Origin of the sequence: Sphingobium sp. RSMS (assembly GCF_005406185.4) — a bacterium.
Classification (GTDB): domain Bacteria; phylum Pseudomonadota; class Alphaproteobacteria; order Sphingomonadales; family Sphingomonadaceae; genus Sphingobium; species Sphingobium fuliginis.
In genome coordinates this window covers 2,415,526-2,438,753 of the sequence record NZ_CM191257.1, presented here as the reverse complement: position 1 = coordinate 2,438,753, position 23,228 = coordinate 2,415,526, and the positions used below count along the sequence as shown (strand labels likewise).

Annotated in this window: 19 protein-coding genes and 2 pseudogenes; 15 read left to right on the top strand and 6 right to left on the bottom strand. The window is 60.8% G+C overall.

Annotation, left to right across the window (positions count from 1 at the left end; genetic code table 11):
• The 6 genes from trbJ to EGM87_RS11745 all read left to right on the top strand — a co-directional run bounded on the left by trbJ (window position 1) and on the right by EGM87_RS11745 (window position 5,297).
• On the top strand, window positions 1-750 hold the full coding sequence (gene trbJ / locus EGM87_RS11770) for a P-type conjugative transfer protein TrbJ (RefSeq protein ID WP_137710304.1): 750 nt from the start codon (window positions 1-3) through the stop codon (window positions 748-750).
• A gap of 126 nt (window positions 751-876) precedes the next feature.
• A complete protein-coding gene (gene trbL, locus EGM87_RS11765; RefSeq protein WP_137710305.1) occupies window positions 877-2,172 on the top strand; it encodes a P-type conjugative transfer protein TrbL in 1,296 nt (431 codons plus the stop codon).
• Between the two features lies 1 nt (window position 2,173).
• Entirely contained in the window at window positions 2,174-2,950 is a 777-nt protein-coding gene (trbF, locus tag EGM87_RS11760) for a conjugal transfer protein TrbF (RefSeq protein WP_137710306.1), read from the top strand.
• The gene (gene trbG, locus EGM87_RS11755; protein WP_137710307.1) at window positions 2,947-3,804 is read left to right on the top strand and encodes a P-type conjugative transfer protein TrbG; all 858 of its coding nucleotides are present in this window, start codon (window positions 2,947-2,949) and stop codon (window positions 3,802-3,804) included. The genes trbF and trbG overlap by 4 nt, the downstream gene beginning before the upstream one ends.
• Window positions 3,801-5,063 carry a TraB/TrbI/VirB10 family type IV secretion system protein gene (locus tag EGM87_RS11750; RefSeq protein ID WP_137710308.1) on the top strand — a complete coding sequence of 421 codons (1,263 nt, stop codon included), beginning with the start codon at window positions 3,801-3,803 and terminating at the stop codon, window positions 5,061-5,063. The genes trbG and EGM87_RS11750 overlap by 4 nt, the downstream gene beginning before the upstream one ends.
• Window positions 5,064-5,072: 9 nt before the next feature.
• On the top strand, window positions 5,073-5,297 hold the full coding sequence (locus EGM87_RS11745; protein WP_007687413.1) for a DUF2274 domain-containing protein: 225 nt from the start codon (window positions 5,073-5,075) through the stop codon (window positions 5,295-5,297).
• A gap of 275 nt (window positions 5,298-5,572) precedes the next feature.
• Here the strand turns inward: EGM87_RS11745 and EGM87_RS11740 are convergent, their stop codons facing one another.
• Complete coding sequence (locus EGM87_RS11740) at window positions 5,573-7,087, bottom strand: putative glycosyltransferase family protein (protein WP_503345414.1); 1,515 nt, start codon at window positions 7,085-7,087, stop codon at window positions 5,573-5,575.
• 165 nt (window positions 7,088-7,252) lie between these two features.
• Here EGM87_RS11740 and EGM87_RS11735 point away from each other — a divergent pair, with 165 nt between their 5' ends.
• Window positions 7,253-8,275 carry a glycosyltransferase family 2 protein gene (locus EGM87_RS11735; protein ID WP_137710310.1) on the top strand — a complete coding sequence of 341 codons (1,023 nt, stop codon included), beginning with the start codon at window positions 7,253-7,255 and terminating at the stop codon, window positions 8,273-8,275.
• Entirely contained in the window at window positions 8,248-8,973 is a 726-nt protein-coding gene (locus EGM87_RS11730) for a class I SAM-dependent methyltransferase (protein ID WP_137710311.1), read from the top strand. The genes EGM87_RS11735 and EGM87_RS11730 overlap by 28 nt, the downstream gene beginning before the upstream one ends.
• Here the strand turns inward: EGM87_RS11730 and EGM87_RS11725 are convergent.
• From EGM87_RS11725 to EGM87_RS11710, 4 genes are all read right to left on the bottom strand, one after another.
• Window positions 8,947-10,515 carry a hypothetical protein gene (locus EGM87_RS11725; RefSeq protein ID WP_253719064.1) on the bottom strand — a complete coding sequence of 523 codons (1,569 nt, stop codon included), beginning with the start codon at window positions 10,513-10,515 and terminating at the stop codon, window positions 8,947-8,949. The genes EGM87_RS11730 and EGM87_RS11725 overlap by 27 nt on opposite strands.
• A 161-nt stretch (window positions 10,516-10,676) precedes the next feature.
• Window positions 10,677-12,185, bottom strand: a complete 1,509-nt coding sequence (locus EGM87_RS11720) for a GtrA family protein (RefSeq protein WP_503345413.1) — start codon at window positions 12,183-12,185, stop codon at window positions 10,677-10,679.
• An 80-nt stretch (window positions 12,186-12,265) separates the two neighbouring features.
• Window positions 12,266-13,774, bottom strand: coding sequence for an ArnT family glycosyltransferase (locus tag EGM87_RS11715; RefSeq protein ID WP_137710313.1), 1,509 nt, complete (start codon window positions 13,772-13,774; stop codon window positions 12,266-12,268).
• 93 nt (window positions 13,775-13,867) lie between these two features.
• Window positions 13,868-14,548 (bottom strand): phosphatase PAP2 family protein, encoded by a 681-nt coding sequence (locus EGM87_RS11710; RefSeq protein WP_137710314.1) that lies wholly within the window; start codon window positions 14,546-14,548, stop codon window positions 13,868-13,870.
• Window positions 14,549-14,992: 444 nt separating this feature from the next.
• Between EGM87_RS11710 and EGM87_RS11705 the strand changes: the two are divergent.
• The 7 genes and pseudogenes from EGM87_RS11705 to EGM87_RS11675 form a co-directional block, all read left to right on the top strand.
• Window positions 14,993-15,406 (top strand): annotated as a pseudogene (locus EGM87_RS11705) (transposase); the annotation flags it as partial.
• A 114-nt stretch (window positions 15,407-15,520) separates the two neighbouring features.
• Window positions 15,521-16,927: pseudogene (gene istA, locus EGM87_RS11700) on the top strand (IS21 family transposase); the annotation flags it as partial.
• 185 nt (window positions 16,928-17,112) lie between these two features.
• Complete coding sequence (gene istA / locus EGM87_RS11695; RefSeq protein ID WP_099185853.1) at window positions 17,113-18,375, top strand: IS21 family transposase; 1,263 nt, start codon at window positions 17,113-17,115, stop codon at window positions 18,373-18,375.
• Window positions 18,372-19,232, top strand: coding sequence for an IS21-like element helper ATPase IstB (istB, locus tag EGM87_RS11690; protein WP_099185852.1), 861 nt, complete (start codon window positions 18,372-18,374; stop codon window positions 19,230-19,232). Before istA (EGM87_RS11695) ends, istB (EGM87_RS11690) begins: the two co-directional genes overlap by 4 nt.
• A gap of 141 nt (window positions 19,233-19,373) precedes the next feature.
• On the top strand, window positions 19,374-20,102 hold the full coding sequence (istB, locus tag EGM87_RS11685) for an IS21-like element helper ATPase IstB (protein ID WP_099185604.1): 729 nt from the start codon (window positions 19,374-19,376) through the stop codon (window positions 20,100-20,102).
• A gap of 221 nt (window positions 20,103-20,323) precedes the next feature.
• Entirely contained in the window at window positions 20,324-20,671 is a 348-nt protein-coding gene (locus tag EGM87_RS11680; RefSeq protein WP_037484504.1) for a transposase, read from the top strand.
• Window positions 20,620-21,468: an IS3 family transposase gene (locus EGM87_RS11675; protein WP_137710316.1), complete on the top strand. Its 849-nt coding sequence runs from the start codon at window positions 20,620-20,622 to the stop codon at window positions 21,466-21,468. Before EGM87_RS11680 ends, EGM87_RS11675 begins: the two co-directional genes overlap by 52 nt.
• Window positions 21,469-21,602: 134 nt before the next feature.
• Here the strand turns inward: EGM87_RS11675 and groL are convergent, their stop codons facing one another.
• Window positions 21,603-23,222 carry a chaperonin GroEL gene (gene groL / locus EGM87_RS11670; protein ID WP_025548312.1) on the bottom strand — a complete coding sequence of 540 codons (1,620 nt, stop codon included), beginning with the start codon at window positions 23,220-23,222 and terminating at the stop codon, window positions 21,603-21,605.
• Window positions 23,223-23,228: the final 6 nt, after the last annotated feature.

The following is a 23,228-nucleotide window of genomic DNA, read 5'->3' as shown; positions in this document are numbered from 1 at the left end:
ATGAAAGCGCGCATTCCGCTCCGCAAATATCTGGTGGCTTCTGTCCTCGCATTGGGCGGGGCCGGTGCGATGGGCGGTGGTCTGCTCCTCCAGAGCCGGCCCGCTTATGCCATCCCCGTATTCGACAGCGCCAATTATGCGCAGAACCTGCTGACCGCTGCCCGAACGCTCCAGCAGATCAACCAGCAGATCCAGTCGCTCCAGAATGAAGCGTCGATGCTGACCAACATGGCGAAGAATTTGAGCCGCATCAGCTTTCCCGAACTCACCGAGCTGACGAATAAATTGCGCGCCGTCGACCAGTTGATGGCGGCTGCCCAGGGCATCGACTTTCGGATCGACACGCTCGACAGCCAGTTCAAGCGGTTGTTTCCCGACAATTACGACGCTGCGATGCGCAGCGACGAACGCCTGGCATCCGCGCGGGAACGTTTCGACGCTGCCAAGGATGCGTATCAACAGTCCATGCGCATCCAGTCGCAGGTGGTGGGCAACGTCGCCCAGGACGCTGACGCCATCGAAACGCTTGTAGGGAAAAGCCAGGGCGCCGAGGGCGCATTGCAGGCGGCCCAGGCGACCAACCAGTTGCTGGCATTGGCCACCAAGCAGCAGCTTCAGATCCAGAATATGATGGCCGCGCATTTCCGCGCGCAGGCGGTCGAAGAGGCGCGCCGGATCCAGGCGGAAGCCGATGCGCGGGCGGCGACCAGGCAATTTCTTGGGTCCGGCACCGCCTATAACCGGAATTGAGATGAGGCAGCGCCGGTCCCGCCGCTCCCCCACGGCCGGACGCTGCCTCGTCGCGGAGCCTCGCTCATCAATAGCCCCTCTCGCAGCGGGGCTCCGCGACACCAAAGTCCATGAGGACCCTGTCTCATGAATGATCTCAATGTCATCGACCAATTTCTCGCGGCCTTCATCGCCTATATCGACAGCGGCTTCGGCCTGCTGGGCGGCGATGTGCGGTTCTTGACGGCCACGCTGATCGGCATCGACATGACCCTCGCAGGGCTTTTCTGGGCGATGGGCGGCGAGCATGATGTGATCGGGCGGTTCCTGAAGAAAATCCTCTTCGTTGGCGCCTTTGCCTTCATCATCAACAGCTTCTCCTCTCTTTCCGAAATCATCTTCCGTTCCTTTGCCGCGGCCGGGCTGACGGCGGGTGGGGGCACCATCTCGGCGGAGGATCTGCTGAAGCCCGGAAGGTTGGCCGGAGCCGGTTTCGAGGCGGCGTGGCCGCTGCTCGATCAGGCGTCCGATCTGATGGGGTTCACCAGCTTTTTCGACAATTTTCTGACGATCGCCATTTTGCTGTTCGCCTGGGTGATCGTCATTCTCGCCTTCTTCATCCTTGCCGTGCAGATGTTCGTCACCGTGATCGAGTTCAAGCTCGTGTCGCTGGCAGGTTTCATTCTCATTCCCTTCGCGCTCTGGAACCGCACGAGCTTCCTCGCTGAACGCGTGCTGGGTCATGTCGTGAGTTCCGGCATCAAGGTCATGGTGCTGGGCGTGATTGTCGGAATCGGCTCCAGCTTCTTTTCGCAGATGGTAGATGCCCTCAAGGGGCAGGAACCCGATATCGGCGCGGCTATGAGTCTCGTGCTCGCGGCGCTGGCCCTGTTCGGCCTTGGCATCTTTGCGCCTGCCATGGCGTCGGGCCTTGCCGCCGGAGCGCCGCAATTGGGAGCGGGCGCCGCCGTTGGCAGCGTGGCTGGTGCCGCCGGGGTCGCGGTTCTGGGCGGTGCCGCCGCGATCGGTGGCGGCCGAGCGCTTGCCGGTGGCGCACTATCCGCGATCCGGGCCGGCACCATGATGGGGACGGCGGCGCAGGCAGCCTACAAGCTAGGCCAGGAGACTTCCGGCTCGTCGGGCATGGCTGCCGGCCTGAGTGGTGTCGCCACGGCAGCCGGACATGCCGTCCGCAACAAGGCTGCAAGCAGCCTGGGTATCGCCGACGCCGCCGAGCGTGGACGGGAGGCGGCCTGGTCGGCGCTGGGCACGGGCAGTGCAAAATCAGCCGGAGCAAAGCAGGGCGATGTACCGGACTGGGCGCAAGCGATGCAACGCCGGCAGGACGGGCGCCATCACCGTCACCTTGCCGCGCAGACATTGAAGGAAGGCGATCGCGGCGGCGCGTCCGTCACCCCCGACATTCATGAAAAGGACGACTGAGATGATCTTTCGACGAGCAGTCCAGCGTTATGGTCAGACTCCCGCGCCCGAAACGCCCTACCAGCGAGCAGGGCAACTCTGGGACGAGCGGATCGGGAGCGCGCGCGTGCAGGCGCGGAACTGGCGGCTGATGGCATTCGGCACATTGGGGTTGTCGAGCGCGATGGCATCGGGCCTGATCTGGCAATCGCTGCAAAGCCGGGTGGTGCCCTATGTCGTCGAGGTGGACCGACGGGGTGAGGCGAGGGCGGTGTCGCGGGCCGAAGCCGATTATCAGCCGACCGATCCGCAAATCGCCTATCAGCTGGCACGCTTCATAGAGAATGTGCGCGGCGTGTCGCTCGATCCTGTCCTCATGCGCCGCAACTGGTTGCAGGCCTATGATTTTGCCAGCGACCGGGGCGCCATATTTCTCGGGGAATATGCGCGGGCGCGGCGACCCTTCGCCCGGATCGGTGAACAGACTGCTTCGGTGCAGGTGACGAGCGTCCTCCGCGCGTCGAACAGGTCCTTTCAGGTGAAATGGGCCGAGAGCGAATATGAGCGGGGAAGCCAGGCGGGCTCGTCGCGCTGGACGGCGATATTGACCATCGTCACCAAGGTTCCGCGAACCGCCGATGATCTCCGCCGTAATCCGCTCGGCATCTATGTCGATGCGATTGACTGGAGCCGGGAGATCGAGGGCGATGCCACCCAGGTACGATCGGCCCCGTCCCGGACAGCGGCGGCAACAGCCATTTCCAACCCATCGGCCGACAGGATGGAGGCGCAGCCATGATCCATAAATCAACCATTTCGTTCGCCATGCTGGCCATGATCGCATCGCCCGCCATCGCTGATGGGGGAAACAGGTCGGCGCAAGCGCAGAATCGCGGCCTGGCAAATGTCGAACTCGCCAATCGCCATGCCACCTTGGGCCCCAAAACCGATGCCTTCTTGAATGCAGTGCAGGTCTATCCTTATTCGGCTGGGACGATCTATAAGCTGATCACCGCGCCCGAACGGATAACGGACATCGCGCTGGAGCAGGGGGAAATGCTCGTCTCCGTCGCCAGCGGGGATACCGTTCGGTGGGTCATAGGCGATACGTCCAGCGGTAACGGAGCGACCAAGCGGACTCATATATTGGTCAAGCCCAGCCTGACGGGACTGTCGACCAATCTGCTCATCACGACTGATCGCCGTGCCTATCATCTGGCGTTGGTCAGCACCGGACGGACTGCGCTCACGGGCATTTCGTGGAGCTATCCCGAAGATGCCCTGCTGGCACTGCGCCGCGCGAATGACGCTGCCCGTGCCGCCGAACCCATCGCGGCAGGCATTCAGGTCGAGCAGCTGCATTTCAATTATGCAATTTCGGGCGATACCCCGACGTGGCGTCCGCTCCGCGCTTTTGATGACGGCCGGCAGACCTATATCGAGTTTCCAGCGTCGATCGTTGTTGGCGATGCGCCTCCACTCTTTCTGGTCGATGGCAAGGGGGAGGCGCAGCTCGTGAATTATCGGCTCAGGGACCGCTTCTACATCGTCGACCGGATCTTCGACCAGGCTGAACTGCGTTTTGGCACCAGAAAACAGCGGGTTGTGAGGGTCGTACGGACTGGCTCAACTCGCCGACGGAGGGCGTCATGAGCGGATCGAAGGCGCCGACAGAGATCCCGTCGAGCGACGAACGGCTGGGAGAGAGCGCTGCTCACCCATCGACGGAAGAAGTCCGGCCAAAGGAAAATCCGGCAGCGCTGCAAATGCGGGCTCAACCCGTAAAAGCGCTGAGATTCAGGCGCAACATTCTGGTGGGCGGTGTCGCCATTTTTTCCCTTGGAATGGCGGCCACGATGTGGTGGGCGCTGGCGCCACGCCGACCCATGGCTATCGGCATGTCGATGACTGAGGCCGAGGCTTCGCGTCTACCACCGGATCAGCTGGCAGGATTGCCAAAAAGCTATGATGCGGTGCTGCAGCTCGGACAGCCATTGCCCGGCGATCTGGGACGCCCGATCCTGAAGCGGCAGCGGGAAGGGGATGATTTGGCTGGTGCACCGCCCGATGACGCTGATGCAAGAGCTGCGGCTGCCGCCCGCGAAAAAGCCGCTGCCGATCTAGAAGCTGCCCGGCAATCTTCCTTGCTGGCGATCACCGCGCAAAAGGCTGGAGAAGCGGCCAGCCCCGAACTTGCGGCAACGTCGCGGGTTACGCCGACGGCACACGTGCCAGAGGCGTCGGGGCCTGATCAGGATCTCGATCCAAACCGGCAGGCAAGGAAGCAGCGTTTCATGATGTCGTCTCAGGCGGAGAGCGACATCAATTCGCACAGCATGGAGCCGCCCATGTCACCGAACATAGTGTCGGCCGGTAGTGTGATTGCCGCCAGCCTGATCACCGGCCTGCGATCCGACCTGCCCGGCCTTGTGACCGCTCAGGTCTCGGAACGTGTTTATGACAGTCCAAGCGGTCGAACCTTGCTCATTCCGCAGGGCGCGCGGCTGATCGGCCGCTACGATAGCGGCATCAGCTATGGGCAGAACCGCGCCCTGGTCATCTGGCAGCGCATCATCATGCCCGACGGCAGTGCAATCCGGCTGGACAATGCGCCGGCGACCGACACGTCCGGCTATGCAGGGCTGGCGGACAAGGCCGATTATCATAGCCTGCGATTGCTGCAGGGTGTGGCGATATCGACCTTGCTGGGTGTTGGCGCCAATCTCTCCATTTCCGGTGAGAGCGATCTGGTGCGGGCTGTCCGCGAGGCGGCCCAGCAGAATGTGTCCTGGGCGGGCGATCAGATCACTTCGCGTAATCTGCAGGTGCAGCCGACGATCATCATTCGTCCGGGAACGCCGGTACGATTGCTGGTCCATCGAGATCTCGTCCTGCCGCCATGGAAAGAATAGGAGGAGCACATGGCTGATCTGAAACTGCCGCGCATTCCTGATCGAACGCCGGTCAAGTTCACAATTTCGATTCTGCCTGACCTGCATCAGGCAATTGCCGAATATGCGGCGTTGTATAGCGAGGCTTACGGGAAGGAGGAACCCATCACGGAGTTGATACCGGCAATGCTGGAGGCTTTTCTCGAAAGTGATCGCGCGTTTTCCAAGAGACGGAATGGGCTTAAACTCGGTTGAAAACGCATAATTGCTTTGAAGTTTTCCGGTAGGTGGATCGCACGTAGGCTGGTGACCGCTTGCAGCCTGGTCCGCAACTTCACCAATGGAACCAACAACCAGGGACGGGAAGATCGTTCGGCTCCCAGCTGGGTGCGGCCCCGCATACAGCCTGCGATGTTCAACGCTGTGTATAGGAGCACCGACCCGATTTCCGCATTGGGTGGGGAGCTCAGCATATAGCTGTGCCAAGAATGCCATCGTGGAGGAGGGTCAGCGCACACGCAATCGTACCCTCACTTGGCGTCACACGTTCTATCTTCAGCCATGGCGTTCAAGCGCGATAATCGGCCGCGAAGCATTATCACCGCAAGCAGACAGGCGCTGGCCATACTGACAAGCAGCCCAACCGATTCCTGCCATATAGTGAAACGTTCTATTCGATAGTGGCCCGGCTGTGCCTGAAAGTGGATGACGGGCCCCTGATAAGGCACAACCTCATCGCCCCGCATGACCCGCCAGATAGGGAAAGCGGTGCGGCGCATCGTTACTTTGCCTGGCTTCTTTACCACCACCTCGTTCCCCGGCCTGACGTAGCGCCATTCGGTGAGGTCTGGCTTCCGCTCAAAGTCGGTTATGCGATTCGTGTCGAAGCCGGCAGGCAGATATTCGGCGGCATCGGGGAGATCGTGTTTGATCATGGCGTAAGGCACTGGCTTGGCCAGATATTCGGCCGCTTCGGCTGTCCATCGGACATAGGAGAAGGCCACAAGCGCCAAGCCCAATCCCAACAGGATCGGTTTTGGACGGCAGCTCAGCATAGCCGTTATGGCGGCAAATTCGATAAGGCCCAGCAGCCGCCAGGGAAATTGCGCCTGGGCGAAGGGTGGAATGTCCCAGATGAAGGGGATGAGGCCAAGGGCCGCCAGCGCGGCCAAAAGGCTTGTGAAAGTCCAGATGGAACTTGCCGAGAGCGACAGAAGCGCAAGGCCGGCAATCAGCACCGGAATAGGCAGCATTTGGAGAAGTGGGCCACCCGCCAGCAACCCCCAGGAAGATGGCTGATACCAGGACCCCCAAAGCAGCTGGGAGGAAATATGGTCCTGCATCGTGAGGGCCGGGACCAAATAGAAGGCCGCAAGGCCGAGGGCGACGGCCCCACTGGCGGCCAGAGGCCAAAAGACGCGCCGGTCCGCCAGAATCCTGTGCACGCCCAGCGGAGCGATCAGGAAGAAGCCGGTCAGCATCGCCATGGGCAAATGGGTCAGCACGAGCCCTGCATAGGCGAGCGCCAGCAGGATGACGCCCCTGCGCTCGGGAAGGCGGGTTATGGCCAGAGCGATGAGGGGATACCATATGAAGGCCGTAAATTCCGCCAGAGCGCCCCGGACATAGAAGTCCATCAGGTGATAGGGCGCGGCCATGTAAAGGATTGCCCCGGCAAGCGGATAGGTGCCGCGCGCGGAAAGCCAATGATACATGGCAATGCCTGACAGCAGCAACGTCAGGAATGCGGCCATGTTGATAGCGGCGAGAGTGGACAGGCCGCCAGCGTCGAAGGCGCCGGCTATCCAGAAGGCGATTGGCGGGTAGAAATAGAAGGCAGGACTACCCAGTCCTTCGAAACTGCCCGGCAGCCAGCGCGGATAGAGATTGCCCTTCGCGATCTCCATCCCGAACTGACTCGTCCAGACATAATTGTAGGTAACGGAATGGGAATCGCCCGGACCCAGTAGGAAGGTCGGCAGTAGGAGGAGCCCCGCCACAACCGCGAGGAGGCCAACATTACGGAGGCTGTTTTGGGTCATCATCCGCGCCATTCACCTTTTAGCAGACCGCAGCCTGATCGCCAAAAATGGTAAATATTATGTTCATCTCCGCCGTGATGCTATAGCTTGCACGCGTGCGGGTAACGGCTTGTTAACCATTTTCGCCGATAGCCGCAGGGGGCACCAGCCCGCAGGGGGCTCGAAGGAATGGCTACACCAGCGCTGCTATCGATCGTCGTTCCGGTCTTCAATGAACAGGAGAGCATTTCGCTGTTCCTGGATGCAGCGCGTCCTGCGGTCGCCCAGGCACTTCGCCTTATCGGGCCTGATGCTCGAGCAGAATTTCTGTTCATCAATGATGGCAGCACAGACCGGACCGGCGATATACTGACCATCCTCGCATACCGAAATCCTGACGTCCGCCATATCACCCTATCTCGAAACTTCGGCAAGGAAGCGGCGTTGGCCGCCGGGATAGACCGGGCGAGGGGAGACGCCGTCATCCCGATTGACGTCGACCTGCAGGATCCGCCGGAAGTCATTATCGCCATGGTCCGCCACTGGCTGGCGGGGGCGAAGGTGGTGAATGCCCGCCGCACCGACCGGTCAAGCGACGACTGGTTCAAGCGTTGGAGCGCGCAAGGATTCTATCGCCTCATCAACCGCCTTTCGGATCACCCTATCCCGGAGAATGTCGGCGATTTCCGGCTGCTCGACCGGCAGGCGGTGGACGTCATCAAGCAGCTGGGCGAACAGGCACGTTTTACCAAGGGCCTTTTCTCCTGGGTCGGTTTTCGCATCGCCACGGTCGATTATGAACGTGCTCCACGCGAGGCCGGAAGCAGCAAATGGCGCGTCAGCAAGCTCTGGTCGCTCGCCGTGGATGGCATCACCGCCTCGACCACCATGCCTTTGCGGATTTGGTCCTATATCGGCGGCAGCATCGCCCTGATGGCCTTTGCCTATGCCGCCTTCCTGGTGCTGCACACGCTGCTGACCGGAGTGGATACGCCGGGCTACGCCTCGACCATGGTCGCCGTGCTGATGCTGGGGGGCCTCAACCTGATGAGCCTTGGCATCATCGGGGAATATCTGGGCCGCGTCGCGCAGGAAGTGCGCAATCGGCCGCTTTATGTCGTGGCGGAGGAAAGCGAGCCGACAGCGCCGCGTGCTATCCAGCCCCAAGCCAAGGAAGAGGAAGAATGGACCGATCAGCCTATGCGAGCATGAGCGCGCAGGAGCAGGATCATTGGTGGTTTGTCGCTCGCCGGGCGATCATCGACAGCCTGGTCCGTACCCATGTTCGGTTGCCTGCTGACGCTCATATTCTTGAAGCGGGCTGCGGCACCGGCGGCAACCTTGCGCTGCTGGCGCAATATGGCGCGCTCGATGCCATGGAATATGACGCTGACGCCCGCGCGCTGGCCTCTGCACGCGGTCTGTGCCGGGTGGAGGCGGGCGCCTTGCCCGATGCGATCGGTTTCGGTGAAACCCGCTACGACCTGATCGCGCTGCTCGATGTGCTGGAGCATATCGATGAGGATGAAGCATCGCTTCGCGCTCTGGGTGGACGGCTCGCGCCCAATGGGCGGCTGTTGCTCACTGTCCCGGCTGCGCCCTGGCTCTGGTCGGAGCATGACGTGCTGCACCATCATAAGCGCCGTTACACGCATGATGGCCTGCTGGAAGTGATCCGCGCAGCAGGGTTGAAGGTCGAAGCCTCAGGTCATTTCAACAGCCTGCTTTTCCCGCTCGCCGTAGCGCAGCGCTTCGCCCACCAGTTGCTACGCCGTGACACGCCCCTGGATGCGCGTCCGTCGCCGCTCGTCAATGCCGCGCTTCAGCGGGTGTTCGCGGCAGAGCGGCATCTTCTTGGCCGCCTTTCCTTCCCCCTGGGCTTGTCACTTTACGCCATTCTCTCGGTCTGACGGAGCGTTGCGCGGATCATAGGGCAGCCTCCAGGTGCCGTCCCAGCAGCGGGCTGGCTCGCTCGCCGAGGCGCGGGCCGGATGGGCAGGGCGGATAAGCGCTGGAACCTTATCGACAGGCGCCAGATAGGAGCCCTTGGGAAAGGCCGCGAACGTCTGGTCCCATGCCTTGAAGAAGGTGCAGCGCACCTCGGGTACCGCGGGATAGAGCAAAGCGCGCCGTATCTCGGCAAGGCCGGTCAGGCTGCCGATGGCAAGCACCACCATGAACCAGCGCCACCTCTCGCCCCGTTGCACGACATGATCGCTGACCATGACCGTGACCAGTGCCAAGGCCGTGATCGAGCCGCGCATCATGAAGTCGGTCGACCAGCCTATCTGCACGAAGGGGATGAGCATCAGCCAGGCAAAGGCCAGCCACAGGCTATCGCGCCCGAACCGCGTCGATCGTCCGGCTATTGCGAGAGGAATCAGATAGGGTAGCGTTTCGAAGGATTGGAACAGCAGCCATTGGACGAAGGGGATCGGCTGAAAATGGAAGCCGACGTCATCCGATGCGGCGCCCAGATAAATGAGCGAGGGCAGGCAAAGGAGAAGCGATGCCGCGGGAGCCATGACATCGCGCAAGCGCAGCGAACGCGCGATCAGCGTTCTTGCCCCTGCTAGCGCAACAAAGGGCATGGCTCCCATCAGCCCCAGAGGCGACCAGAGCGCCGTCAGCGGCAGCAGCGCCAGCCATGGAGCGAGAGGCGCGCGGCCCTCCCGCCACAACATATAGCCAACCGCGCCCACCCAACCGGCGATCGCGTGCTGGGGTACCCAGAAAAGCAGGGTGATGGTCGAGGAATATTGGATCTCGGCCCAGTCTTCCATGTGACCGGTCAACATTCCCTGCATGAGCAGGTCGCCAATCGCATCCATGCCGGAAAACAGAATGAATATCGCCAGGCCGATCAGGCGCGAGCGCCGCTCTGCAAACAGCTGACTGCCCAGGGCGAGCAGAAGCGCAACGAGCGTCGTATTCTGCGCCAGCAGGGCGATATCCGCCGCTCTTGGGCCAAGCAGCTTGAAGACCAGTGCGGGTAACAGGAACATACCGATCGGCGCGCGCAGGAGGTCGGGCTCGGGGCGCGCCTTGTAGACGAATGGCCAGGGGTTGATGCCCATGTCCCGCAGCACGGCAAAGCGAACCTGCCAATCCACATTGGCGTAGAAGAACCGCCCTTCGCCGCTGAGCACTAACAGGCCGAGCGCGACCAGGAAACATGTTAGCAGGGTGCCGAGGGTAATATCGCGGCTATTCTTGGTGATCTTGACGGTGAAGAAGCAGAGCCCGACAATGACCAAACCGCCAAGGATGTAGGCCCAGGCGGGCGCGGTATCGAGAAACCGCCAAAGCAGTAGCTGGCTGCTACCCAGAAGAGCTGCAAGAGATGTCCATATCCAGCCTGGTGTTACGCAAATGGAGAGCGAATTTCTCGAGGCTTCAGAAACAATGCCGGTGAATGGCCCGCGATGTTCAGCAGAGATGGATCCTCCCATTATTCAAGTCCTTTAAGATTGCGCGCCAGGGTCGATAGATGGGTCGGCGTTGACGCTCCCGGACGTCATGCAATCGGGCACCGCCAGTTTCAGGCGTCTGTCTGCGAAACTATCATTTAGATATAGGATCGTAGCCATTTCTTCGCCCCGCATCATGCACCCTAGGAGAAATTCGGGCATTTCGGGTTCAAAGGCGTCGGCTCACGTGGCGTGACGCGGCGATAGAGGTAGAGCCAAGGCATTGGTTTTTCTTCGCGATAATTATGCGCCAGATAGGAGCGAATATCCGAGCGGCGGAGGAAAAAACCTCGAACGTCGAAGCTGGGAGGCTGATAAATGTAATTGGGCCGACGTTCGAAAAGAATTAGAGCGGGCGAGGAGCAGCGGATTTCCAAGGCTGCTTCTTCTTGTATTCGCTTTGCCAGGGCGCGAAGCGGCGCAGGATTGGGGCCGCTAACCTCACCATGTGCTATCGCTGGTATCATCCAGTATGCATAGAGCCGTGATGGCCAGGAAAGTCCATGATCTCCGACCGTAGGCCATCCCCACATGGGTTCGCCGGACGCAATGAAGACGGGACTTCCCTTGGGAAGCGTGGCCAAAACTGGATCGATCTCGTCTCTGAAATAGTTGAGATAGGGACCGATCTTGACGGACATCAATATGGGTAGGCTTAGCATGAAAAGTCCTACGCTTATCGGTATCAGCCGGCGCATATCGGCCATTCCCAATCGTACACCAAGAGCCAGAGCAGCAGCGCCAGTCACAGGCACGCTGTGATAAAGCCATCCCTTACGCTGCAGAACGTATGCGGCGCCAAAGCCGATGGCGACGATCAGCAGTGTGGAGACCAATGGGTTCGCCTTCTTTCCAAACGCACCACCGTAGGTCAGGAAGAAGGCGGCTATGAAGGCCCAAACCACGGTCCACGGCCGCAGCAGCACCATCCTCCATGATGATTCGAAGCCATGATAGGCCGTCTGGACCATTGGCAAATTATCGGTGAAAAACGCAGGGGCAAAGACAATCACTGCAGCACCATAAGCCACGGCAAGCACCGCCAGCATGGTGGTTTCCGGGCGGATGATCCGCCACTGTACTGGGTTGCGCGCGATCAGCCACAATTCCAGCATGATTGGAACGGTCACGAAATAATGCTTCAGCGCAAATCCGTAGGCGGCTGCCATGCCCACGAGCAGTGCCAATGTTTTTGGTACGCCTTCTCCTGTCGATCGGCGTGAAATCAATGCCGCGTAGGCAACAGAGCTGATCAGCGCGATATGTTCGCGCTGACCGAAATCATAAAGCGGCCCGACCACGATCAACCAGAATGACAGGATCATCAACGCCAGTCGCGCAACCGGGGACCTAAAGGTTGATAGATGCCCAACCATCAGGGCGGACAGGGCTCCAATAGCGATGACGCCGACAACCAGCAGGCGCAGAGGCGGCATGGATAGCCATGCCGCAGCATAACGCATGGGAACGGCCGACCAGAACCAGAGTGGTGGGTTAATTTCCCAAATATCGCGATAGAGCACCGCGCCATGCATGAGCTGCCGCGCGATCCAGAACTGCCAAACGACATCGTGGGTCAGGGGAATATTGTAGAGCCTCGTCAGCGCGGCAAGCGTGGCCATGCCAAGCAGCAACTCAGGGAGGTAACGCATTACGACCTTGTAGGCCCGGCTTCGGTTGCTTCGTCCCTCCAGATCAGACCGGTTTAACAAGGTTCCCCGCATTGGATTTCTCAGGCGCCTTCAAGGCTTGCGATACAGCCGTCCTGTTCAACCACGATTTTTGCGGCCCTCGCCCTGAGGAGCGATGCGGTCGACGCATCGCAGGTCGCGACGATCACGCCAGGGGAGGCTGAAGCGAGTGCCTTGAGGTCGCCGGTCTGCGTGACCACTCGTCCATTTTCGCGCGCGACCATCAGATAGAAGCGTAACTCAGGCGCATAATGCGGATCGTCGGGGATGTTCCAGCCAGGTTCAATCGCCATCACCGGCGCGCGCTGGTTGGAGAGCGTATCCAGAAGGGCGCCGTATCGCGCGCGCGGATAATGTTCGCGGTCGAACAACAGTGTCCGGTCGACATCGACTGCTCGCACAACTCCTACTGTGAGCAGCAATGTGGCCACGACCGTTGGAAGCCATAGCCTGTAGCGCGGCAGCGTCCCCAATTTCACCTGCGCACGCAGGCGAACCAGGATGGCATGGATTGCAAGAGCGGATGCGATAGCTACGAACGGGTAAGCGGAGAGATAATAGTGGGTGAGTTTAGTGCTGGTCATCGTGACGACAACAAGCTGGGCGAAGGCGATGCACAAGGAAAAGGCCAGGGCGAGGCGCACCCGGCTCCGTGCAAGCGGAAGGATGAGCGGAGACAGCAATCCCGCTACGCCAAGGCTGAATAGCCCGGTGATGAACGTGGTTTCGATATAATACCAAGGCGGGCCATCATGATCGTCCAGCGCCTCGTTGAAGCGGCCGCTGACATCGTTGTAGATCATGGCGTGCAGATAGCCAGGATCGGCCCGCTCGCGTAGGACGAGGAATAGCAAAACCGGAGCAACGGCAAGGATTGCGCCAATCAGATAATGCACATTCCTTAACACTCTGGGCCAGCGGCGTGTGATTGTGAGGTACAGCAATAGTCCGGCGCCTGGAATTCCACCTGCCATTCCCTTCGTCATCAGCGCACCTGCCCCCAGCGCGCCGGCGAGCAGCAGCCAGCGTAGCGGTGGATGCGACCTATGCACCGCGAAAAAAAGCAGCATCATGTAACCGGTCGTGAAGAAGGTTAGCAGCGCGTCGTAATCAGCGGTTCGCGCGCCATGCTCACCGAAAAAGGCGACGCTTGCTGCAAGGGCGATGCCGCCAAAGGCCGCAATCGCCGCCGAAGACGTGATTCGGTAGAGAAAGAGCATCACCAGCAGGACCGTGCCGAGCGAACTGAGGAGAGACGGAAGCCGAAGCGCGAACTCGGTGGCCCCGAATAATGACATGCTACCTGTCATCAACCAGATGAGCAGCGGCGGTTTGGTGTTCCAAAGATCCTGATGATAGTCATAGGTCGTCACCAGCCCGATGCCGTTATGGCGCATCTCCATGGCGTTGATGACAATTCGCCCTTCATCCCAGATGATGATCGGTATGGGTTTGCCGACAAGGTATAGCAGTATTGCAAATGCCGCGATCACCGCGGCTAAAAGCCGGATATTCCAGAACCGATTATCCCCGATCCCGCTTGCGATCATTACCCTTGTTTCCCGTATAGCTGTTCAGCGGACGAAATAGATCGATAAAGTGAAGATCACGCTAACCACTTGAACCAAGCGCATGACATGGAATCAAGCAGATTGCGGGCTGAGGTTTGGAAAACTTGAGCGCGTGGGCCACCGAAGGATCGGCACACTGGTTGCAGCCCAAATCGACAACAGTCCGAGGGCGCATCCTGCCAAAACGTCAGAGAGATAATGTGCGCCGCTGATGAAGGTCGAGAGGATTATGGCGACGTTGATCAGCAGGCCGGGCCAGCGCAGGAATCGGATGCTTTTGCTTGCCCAAATGAACAGAACCGCAGCAGCCGAATGGAAGCTGGGAAACTGTACCAGTCCGCCCCAGACTTTTGAAATATCTTGAGTTTCACCCTTCTGAAGCTGGGTGATCCATTCTCCGAAATGCCACTGCCAGGGCCATTCCTCTCCTATGTTCGGCACAATGCCCTGCGGTATGCCGTAATAGACATATGGCCCTTCCGCCGCGGCAAACGGGAAAATCGCCGCGGTTGCCAAGAGGGCGAAAATATAGGCCGTGATGTAGGGCCACAGCATCTCGGGGCGCCAAAGACACAATGCAATGGGAAGCAATAAAAACTGAGGTTGAAATGACGAATATGCAGTCTCGGAAATCGGCACAATCCAAGGATGGGCCAGGTAGAAATCAAAAATGACCCTCCAATCAAACCCAAGCATCGCGTCGATCCTGATTAACTGGACATCGACAAATCGACCGCTGACGGAGGCGAGCATGATGATCGTAGCCGCCCCAGCGCTGCTCCGATGGCAGGAACGGTACAAGCCTCCAGGAAAAGCGCGATCCTCTCATGCCGATAGCGCCGCGCGAGCGCACCGCAGCCCGCTATCGCGCACGCCGAACCAAATGACCAGTAAAGCGATATGTCGCTCGCGATGAAGTCGCTCAACGCAAAGATGGACAGCCACGATAAGCACCAGATGAACAAGAGCGAATAGGCGAGGCGTGATTGCGGATCGAGCGCAGCCTGCGTTTCAATTGCGCTGGCACGGTTACTGAGCCGCTCCATAGCTACAATAATCAAATTGATCCCCTTTTATCTTCGCAACATCTCCGGCACATGCCTTAGAGCCTGAACCGGAATAGGATCTGAAAGAAAGGTGGGCGATATCAGCGACATGTGATTCAGTCGGAGTTGCGAGACACCGACGGAGTATCCCATGTGGACCGATACCACCCGCGCGCAGCATGCGCGCAAAGGGCTGCGTTTGCCAAGTGACACGACCGATGCCGAATGGCGTGTGCTGGAGCCGATGATGCCTGGCGATCTGCCGCTTGGTCGGCGTCGCAAATGGGATTGGCGCCAGCTTGTTGATGCTATGCTGTATCTTCTGCGAGGCGGGCTTCCGTGGCGGATGTTGCCGCCTGGGTTGTTTCCGCCCGCCACAACCGTTCAGCGGTGGTTTTATCGGTTTCGCGACATGGGATTGTGGCGGGCAATCAACCACAGGCTGGTGATGGTAGCGCGTGAACTGGAGGCCCGCGAGGCGAGCCCGAGCGCATGTATTATCGACAGCCAGTCGGTCAAAACGACGGAAAGCGGAGGGCCTCGCGGCTACGACGCGGGCAAGCGTGAGGATCGGCGTGCAATAGCCACCCCAGTCGGGGGGTGATCGGCGAGTAAAAAGGACCCCTTTCATCCCGGAGTTTTATGAGGCCGCGTGGTTTGACCAAGTGGCGAGAACGGGATGTTGGTAGTGGAGACAGTAGTACGGATTCGTCGTGAGCATGCGGCGGGCAAGTCGATCAAGGCGATCGTTCGTGACCTTCGTCTTTCCCGGAAGGTAGTGCGCAAGGCGATCCGGTCTCCAGAGGCGGCATTCAACTATCAACGCAAGGTGCAGCCATTGCCGAAGGTCGGTCCTTTTCAGGATCGCCTCGACACGCTTCTTGAAGAGAACGAGGCACGCAGCCGGCGCGATCGGCTACGGATGACGCGCATCCACGACCTGCTGGTGCGGGAGGGGTTTGAAGGTTCCTACGATGCGGTCCGCCGCTACGCGAGCCGATGGCGGGAGCGGCGGCGCAAGGACGGAGGTGACGACGCATCGGCGTTCATCCCGATGACGTTCCAGCCCGGCGAGGCGTATCAGTTCGACTGGAGCCATGAGGATGTGGAGATCGCCGGCAAGCCGATGCGGGTGAAGGTGGCGCATGTCCGCCTCTGTGCCTCCCGTGCGCCCTATGTCCGGGCCTATCCGCGCGAGGGCCAAGAGATGCTGTTCGACGCCCATGCGCGGGCCTTTGCCTTCTTCGGCGGCGTTCCCCGGCGCGGTATCTACGACAACATGAAGACGGCGGTGACGAGCGTGTTCACGGGCAAGGAGCGTGTGTTCAACCGCCGCTTCCTGATCATGACCGACCATTACATGGTCGAACCGACCGCCTGCACACCGGCGGCAGGATGGGAGAAGGGGCAGGTCGAGCAGCAGGTGCAGACGATCCGGGCGCGCTTCTTCCAGCCCCGCCTTCGGTTCGCGAGCCTGGCCGAGCTCAACGGATGGCTCGAGGCGGAGTGCCGGCGCTGGGCCGAGCATCACGCTCATCCCGAGCGCGGCGATATCACCGTGGCCCAGGCGCTGGAGATGGAGCGGCCTGTCCTGCAGCCGATCCTAGCGCCCTTCGACGGCTTCCATGAGAGCGAGCATGCGGTCACCGGCACCTGCCTCATCAGCTTCGATCGCAACCGCTACTCGGTCATGTCCAAGGCGGCGCGCCGGACGGTACAGGTGCGCGCTTATGCGGACCGGATCGTCATCCGTTGCGGCGAAGAGATGATCGGGGAACATGAGCGTCACTTCGGTCGGAACCGCACCATTTACGACCCCTGGCATTATCTGCCGGTTCTGGCCCGCAAGCCCGGCGCCCTGCGCAACGGCGCGCCGTTCCAGGACTGGGAGTTGCCGCCATCCCTCCATCGCCTGCGGCGCAGGCTGGGGCACGGGGATGAGGCGGATCGCAGGTTCGTGCGGGTGCTCTCGGCCGTGCTCACCGATGGCCTAGAACAGGTCGAGGCGGCGGTGCGCGAAGCGCTGGCGAACGGAACGGTCAGCGACGACCTGATCCTCAACATTCTCTCCCGCCGCCGCGAGCCGGCGACGCCGCATAGCATCGTCACTTCGGAAGACCGTGTCATCGGTCCTGCAATTCTCCGCAGAAGTGGGCTTTGAAAATTCCCTAGTTGGTGGCCCCTTCATCTCATTCTGCCGGGGCTAGCCCCGGCAGAATGAGATGAGCCGACATCGTCCTCATCTCCTTTTCAGACGTGGAGACGGGGCCGATGATCCGACTTGGAGAATTGATGATGATCCTCGAGCTACATCGGCAGGGCGTATCGATATCCGCCATCGCCAGACGCACTGGCCGCGACCCCAAGACCATTCGCAAATATATCGAACGGGGTGTCGAAGCTCCGGTTTACGGCCCTCGCGCGTTGGGGCGGCCAAACAAGCTGGCGCCCTATCTTGAATTTCTGCGTGAGCGGGTTACGGCCTTTCCCGACCTGACAGCGGCGCGCCTGACGCGGGAAATCCGTGAGCTGGGCTACATGGGCGCCTATACCGCCGTGAAGCGGTTCCTGGCGGCGATCCGACCGGAAAACGGCCCCAAGCCTTTCGAGGTGCGGTTCGAGACGCCACCAGGCGTGCAGGCACAGGTCGACTTCGCCCGGTTCGTCGTTGATTTTACCGATGAGCCCGGCTTCAGCCGGATCGTCTGGCTGTTCAGCCTGGTGCTGGGGCATTCGCGCTTCCTGTTTGCACGCTATGTCATGCACCAGGATCTCCAAACCCTGTTGCGCTGTCATATGCAGGCCTTCGAAGCGATCGGCGGCGTCCCGATCGAGATCCTCTACGATCGCATGAAAACCGCTGTGACGGGGGAAGATGATCAGGGCCATATCATCTACAATCGATCATTGCTGGCCCTGGCGCGGCATTACCGCTTCGTGCCACGCGCCTGCCGCCCCTATCGGGCCAAGACCAAGGGAAAGGTCGAGCGGCCGTTCAGCTATATCCGCAAGGACTTCTTCCTGGGCCGCAGCTTCCGCAATCTGGAAGATCTCAATGTCCAGCTGATCGACTGGCTCGACACCGTCGCCAACGTCCGTGTCCACGGCACGACGCAGCGGATCATTGCCGAAGCATTTGCTACGGAACAGCCTGAGTTGCAGTCGCTCCCAGCAGGGCGCTTCGATGCGGTTCTGAAGCTGGAGCGCCGCGTTAGCCACGACGGCATGGTCTCTGTCGGCGGCAATTACTACAGCGTTCCCGATCGCACACGGCGCGTCGTCGAAATCCAGCAACTGCCCGACAAGATCCGGATCATCGACCTGGGCAATGTCATTGCCGAACATCCTGTCCTGGAGGGGCGTCGGCAATACAGAATCGACCCTGCGCACCGAACTGGAGGCAACGGCGCCAAACGCCGTCACCTTGTGAAAGAGGTTATCGCCATTGGTCGTATCGGCGAGCATGTCGCGGTGCGCTCTCTGGCAATTTATCAGGCGATCGGCAGCCAACTCGCGCGGGGAGAACGGCCATGAACCACGGTGCAGCCGCGTCCCGCGTGGACAATATCCGCCGTAGCCTGGTTCATCTCAAAATGCCGCGCGCCCTCGAGATGCTCGACGCCACCCTGCGCGGAATCGAGCAGGGCAAGATCGATGGCGTCGAGGCAATCGACATATTGCTGAACGAAGAACTGTCGCTGCGGGAGAACCGCAGGATCAAGGCGGCACTGCGCATGGCCAGGCTGCCCATCATTAAAACGCTGGCCGGATATGACTTCTCCTTCCAGCCATCGCTTGACCGCAACCGTATCCTGGCGCTCGCTGGCCTGGACTTCATCAACCGGGCCGAGGTCGTGCATCTGCTGGGGCCGCCGGGTACCGGGAAAAGCCATATCGCTACCGCCCTCGCGGTCGAGGCCGTAAAGGCGGGCAAAAGCGTCTACTTCATCCCGCTCGCCGATCTGATCGCTGCGTTGGCGAAGGCCGAACGTGAGGGCACCTTGCGTGAAAGGATCCGCTTCCTGTGCCGCTCCTCACTGCTCGTCGTGGACGAGATCGGGTATCTCCCCGTCACGCCGGGGGGAGGCAACCTGTTCTTCCAGCTCGTCAACGCGCGATATGAAAAGGGCGCCATGATCCTCACATCCAACCGCGGCTTTGCCGAATGGGGCGATGTCTTTGGCGATCCGGTCGTGGCCACCGCGCTGCTCGATCGCCTTCTTCACCACGCCGTGGTCATCCAGATCGAGGGATCCAGCTATCGCATGCGACAGCACGCCGACTTGCTGCCGGAGCATGCGCGCGCAACTCCAGCAATCAACCCGCCGCCCGTGCCAAAACGCCGCGGCCGCCCGCCAGCAAAGGAAAACCCCGATCTCCATCACGGCTGATCACCGGCATCAACCGTCCCGCCAAACTAGGGAATTTTAGATGCCCACTTTTGCGGAATCTTCAGTGCCCGTTGACAGACCGGATGTTAAGCCATCCGCCGATCGCCGACTGTGCCCGCTATGACCAACTGCGAGGATATGATGCAGCGGCATGAGATGATCGACACGATGCGCGGCCTGGGCCTCAAGGGCATGGTCGCGGCGTACGACGAGGCCGTCACCACCGGCCTCCAGCGCAAGCGCACCACCATGGAGATCCTGACCGATCTGCTCCGCGCGGAAGCCACCCATCGCGACGCAGCCTCGATCCGATATCGCATGACGGCCGCGCGGCTGCCGGTAGTGAAGGACCTGGAGCGGTTCAACTTCGAAGGGACGCCGATCAACGAGGGGCTGATCCGTTCCCTGCATGACGGTTCGTTCCTGCCGGTACGCCGCAACATCGTGCTCGTTGGCGGCACGGGCACCGGCAAGACCCACCTCGCCATCGCGATTACCGCTAATCTCGTGCGTAAAGGGGCTCGGGCGCGATACTTCAACACTGTCGATCTGGTGACACGCCTCGAAGAGGAGACCCGGATCGGCAAGGGCGGGACCCTGGCGGGCCAGCTCTCGCGGCTCGACCTGGTGGTGCTCGATGAGCTTGGATATCTGCCGTTCGCGCGCTCTGGTGGCCAGTTGCTGTTCCACCTGATCAGCAAGCTCTATGAACGCACCAGCGTCGTCATCACGACGAACCTCGCCTTCGGCGAATGGCCTACCGTGTTCGGGGATCCCAAGATGACCACCGCCTTGCTCGACCGCGTTACGCATCATTGCGATATCGTCGAGACCGGCAATGACAGCTGGCGCTTCAAAAACCGCAGTTAGTCGCCACTCTCACCCCATCTTCAAAACCGACTTGCGCTGTGCGCGCCTCCGGCCGGGCTACGCCCGACCTCCGCCGCGCACAGCGCAGGGCGCTCCCCACAACCCTCCGCTCAATCCCGGAAAGGGGGTCCCTCTTCAACGCCGATATGGAGTGGGCCCCTGGGGTCGGACAGGTGGGACCATAATGATTGACCGTGGGTTTGGCTTTTGGAGAAAAGCCAATGCGACACCGTTCCCACAGCATGGAGTTCAAACGTCAGGTCGTTCAGGAATATCTGGGCGGCGAAACATTGCATGGGCTGGCCAAGCGTCATGACGTTTCTCGCCAATTGATCCGGGTCTGGATTGAGAAGTATGAGGCGGGCGAGTTCGACGATGACGCGCAAGCGGCTGATCTCATCCAGCAATATGAGGCCCGCATCGCCGCGCTGGAACGCCTGGTCGGCAAGCAGGCCCTCGAACTGGAGTTTCTAAAGGGGGCTCTGCAAAGCGCACCGCGGCCGAGAAACGGGACTACATCCGTCATCACCGGCCCCTTGGCATCTCCGTCTCCCAGGGGTGCAGACTGATGGGTATCGCACGTTCAACCTATTATCATGGGCGGGTGAAGCAGGTTGACGAAGCCGATCTGCTGGCCGCAATCATGGCGATCTGCGATGAGTTTGAGGCTTATGGCTGGCGACGCGTACGGGCGGCCCTTCAGCACCAGGGCATCTGCGCAAATCATAAGCGCATCAAGCGTTTGATGCGCGAACACAGCCTTCAGCCGCGGAGACGGCGGAGATATGTCGCAACGACTGACAGTGATCACGATCTGCCGATCTTCCCGGACCTGGCAAAGGACGTCGCTCTGACAGGTGCGGATCAGCTCTGGGTCGCAGATCTGACCTATGTCGCGATTGCGAGTGGCTTTGCTTATGTGGCGATCATCCTCGACGCATGGTCAAGGCGGGTGGTTGGCTATGCCATCGGTCGGTCGATCGATGCCCGCCTCGCCATTGCCGCGCTTGAAACTGCTATCGCAAGTCGGCAGCCCTCACCGGGCCTCATTCATCATTCGGACCGTGGATCCCAGTACGCAGCCGCTTCCTACCGTGCGCTGCTGGCAGCCAATGGCATTACCGGATCGATGAGCCGGCGCGGAAATCCTTACGATAACGCCAAGGCGGAAAGCTTCATGAAAACGCTCAAGGTCGAGGCGGTCTACCCGATGGCGTTCGAGACTTTCGAGGATGTCGCCACCCATCTTCCACCGTTCATCGACCGCGTCTACAATGAACGCCGACTGCATTCCGCTCTGGGCTATTTGAGCCCGGTGCAGTTTGAGGAGTTACACACCAAAACTAGGGTCAAATCCGCGGCCTGATACCTGTCCGACCCCAGGGGCCCACTCCAATACGGGGTCCCGTTTGCGCGCCGTTTGACACTCATGACCTTTGATTCAAGGCCGTTCACACTCGGCGAAAATTAGGAGGCCCGGGCAGCCAGGCCTCCCGATAATCAATAATCCATCGCCGGCGCTGGCGCGGTCTTCTCCTCCTTCGGCAGCTCGGCAACGAGCGCCTCCGTCGTGATGAGCAGCGAGGCGACCGAGGCGGCATCCTGAAGGGCGGTACGCACCACCTTGGCCGGATCGATCACGCCCGCCTGGACGAGATCCTGATATTCGGCGGTGGCGGCATTGAAGCCCCAGTTGTACTCGGAGCTTTCGAGCAGCTTTCCGACGATATAGGCCCCATCCTCGCCGGCATTTTCGGCGATCTGCCGCGCAGGCGCGCGGAGCGCCCGGCGGATGATGTCGATGCCGGACTGCTGGTCGTCATTGGCGGCCTTGAGACCGTCGAGCGCCTTGATCGCGCGGAGCAGCGCGATACCGCCACCCGGCAGGATGCCTTCCTCGACAGCGGCGCGCGTCGCATGGAGCGCGTCGTCGACGCGGTCCTTCTTCTCCTTGACCTCGACCTCGGTTGCGCCCCCGACCCGGATCACCGCGACGCCGCCGGCGAGCTTCGCCACGCGCTCCTGCAGCTTCTCGCGGTCATAGTCGGACGTGGTGGTCTCGATCTGCTGGCGCAGCTGCGCAACGCGGCCGTCGATATCGGTCTTTTGACCCACGCCATCGATGATCGTCGTATTGTCCTTGTCGATCGTGACCTTCTTGGCGCGGCCAAGCATGTCGACGGTGACATTCTCCAGCTTGATGCCAAGATCCTCGGAGACGACATTGCCGCCGGTCAGGATCGCGATATCCTCGAGCATCGCCTTGCGGCGATCGCCGAAGCCCGGCGCCTTGACCGCCGCGATCTTGAGCCCGCCGCGCAGCTTGTTGACGACCAGCGTAGCGAGCGCCTCGCCTTCGACATCCTCGGCGATGATGAGCAGCGGTCGGCCGGACTGGACGACCTTCTCGAGCAGCGGCACCAGCGCCTGCAGGTTTGAAAGCTTCTTCTCGTGGATGAGGATATAAGGATCGTCCAGCTCGACCTTGAGCTTCTCGGCATTGGTGATGAAATAGGGCGACAGATAGCCGCGGTCGAACTGCATGCCTTCGACCGTCTCCAGCTCGGTCTCGAGGCTCTTCGCCTCCTCGACCGTGATCACGCCCTCGTTCCCGACCTTTTCCATCGCTTCGGCAAGGATGCGTCCGACCTCCGCGTCGCCGTTGGCCGAGATGGTCGCGACCTGTGCGATCTCGCTGTTGGCGCCGACCTTCTTGGCATGGCTCTTGAGATCCTCGACGACGGCGCCGACCGCAAGGTCGATGCCGCGCTTGAGATCCATCGGATTCATTCCGGCGGCAACCGCCTTCGCGCCCTCGCGCACGATTGCCTGGGCCAGCACGGTTGCCGTGGTCGTGCCGTCGCCGGCCTTGTCGTTCTGCTTGTTGGCGACCTCGCGCAGCATCTGCGCGCCCATATTCTCGAACTTGTCGGCGAGTTCGATTTCCTTGGCGACGGTGACGCCGTCCTTGGTGATGCGAGGCGCCCCGAACGACTTCTCGATAACGACATTGCGGCCTTTCGGACCAAGCGTCACCTTCACGGCGTTCGCCAGCGTATCCACGCCGCGCAGCATGCGGTCACGCGCGTCCGACGCAAATTTCACTTCCTTGGCAGCCATCTGCCA

Excerpts from the sequence above, each read along its gene's own strand:
- trbJ (WP_137710304.1), top strand. The coding sequence starts at position 1 with ATGAAAGCGCGCATTCCGCTCCGCAAATATCTGGTGGCTTCTGTCCTC.
- trbL (WP_137710305.1), top strand. The coding sequence starts at position 877 with ATGAATGATCTCAATGTCATCGACCAATTTCTCGCGGCCTTCATCGCC.
- trbF (WP_137710306.1), top strand. The coding sequence starts at position 2,174 with ATGATCTTTCGACGAGCAGTCCAGCGTTATGGTCAGACTCCCGCGCCC.
- trbG (WP_137710307.1), top strand. The coding sequence starts at position 2,947 with ATGATCCATAAATCAACCATTTCGTTCGCCATGCTGGCCATGATCGCA.
- EGM87_RS11750 (WP_137710308.1), top strand. The coding sequence starts at position 3,801 with ATGAGCGGATCGAAGGCGCCGACAGAGATCCCGTCGAGCGACGAACGG.
- EGM87_RS11745 (WP_007687413.1), top strand. The coding sequence starts at position 5,073 with ATGGCTGATCTGAAACTGCCGCGCATTCCTGATCGAACGCCGGTCAAG.
- EGM87_RS11740 (WP_503345414.1), bottom strand. The coding sequence starts at position 7,087 with ATGATGACCCAAAACAGCCTCCGTAATGTTGGCCTCCTCGCGGTTGTG.
- EGM87_RS11735 (WP_137710310.1), top strand. The coding sequence starts at position 7,253 with ATGGCTACACCAGCGCTGCTATCGATCGTCGTTCCGGTCTTCAATGAA.
- EGM87_RS11730 (WP_137710311.1), top strand. The coding sequence starts at position 8,248 with ATGGACCGATCAGCCTATGCGAGCATGAGCGCGCAGGAGCAGGATCAT.
- EGM87_RS11725 (WP_253719064.1), bottom strand. The coding sequence starts at position 10,515 with ATGGGAGGATCCATCTCTGCTGAACATCGCGGGCCATTCACCGGCATT.
- EGM87_RS11720 (WP_503345413.1), bottom strand. The coding sequence starts at position 12,185 with ATGCGTTACCTCCCTGAGTTGCTGCTTGGCATGGCCACGCTTGCCGCG.
- EGM87_RS11715 (WP_137710313.1), bottom strand. The coding sequence starts at position 13,774 with ATGATCGCAAGCGGGATCGGGGATAATCGGTTCTGGAATATCCGGCTT.
- EGM87_RS11710 (WP_137710314.1), bottom strand. The coding sequence starts at position 14,548 with ATGCTCGCCTCCGTCAGCGGTCGATTTGTCGATGTCCAGTTAATCAGG.
- istA (WP_099185853.1), top strand. The coding sequence starts at position 17,113 with ATGATCCGACTTGGAGAATTGATGATGATCCTCGAGCTACATCGGCAG.
- istB (WP_099185852.1), top strand. The coding sequence starts at position 18,372 with ATGAACCACGGTGCAGCCGCGTCCCGCGTGGACAATATCCGCCGTAGC.
- istB (WP_099185604.1), top strand. The coding sequence starts at position 19,374 with ATGCAGCGGCATGAGATGATCGACACGATGCGCGGCCTGGGCCTCAAG.
- EGM87_RS11680 (WP_037484504.1), top strand. The coding sequence starts at position 20,324 with ATGCGACACCGTTCCCACAGCATGGAGTTCAAACGTCAGGTCGTTCAG.
- groL (WP_025548312.1), bottom strand. The coding sequence starts at position 23,222 with ATGGCTGCCAAGGAAGTGAAATTTGCGTCGGACGCGCGTGACCGCATG.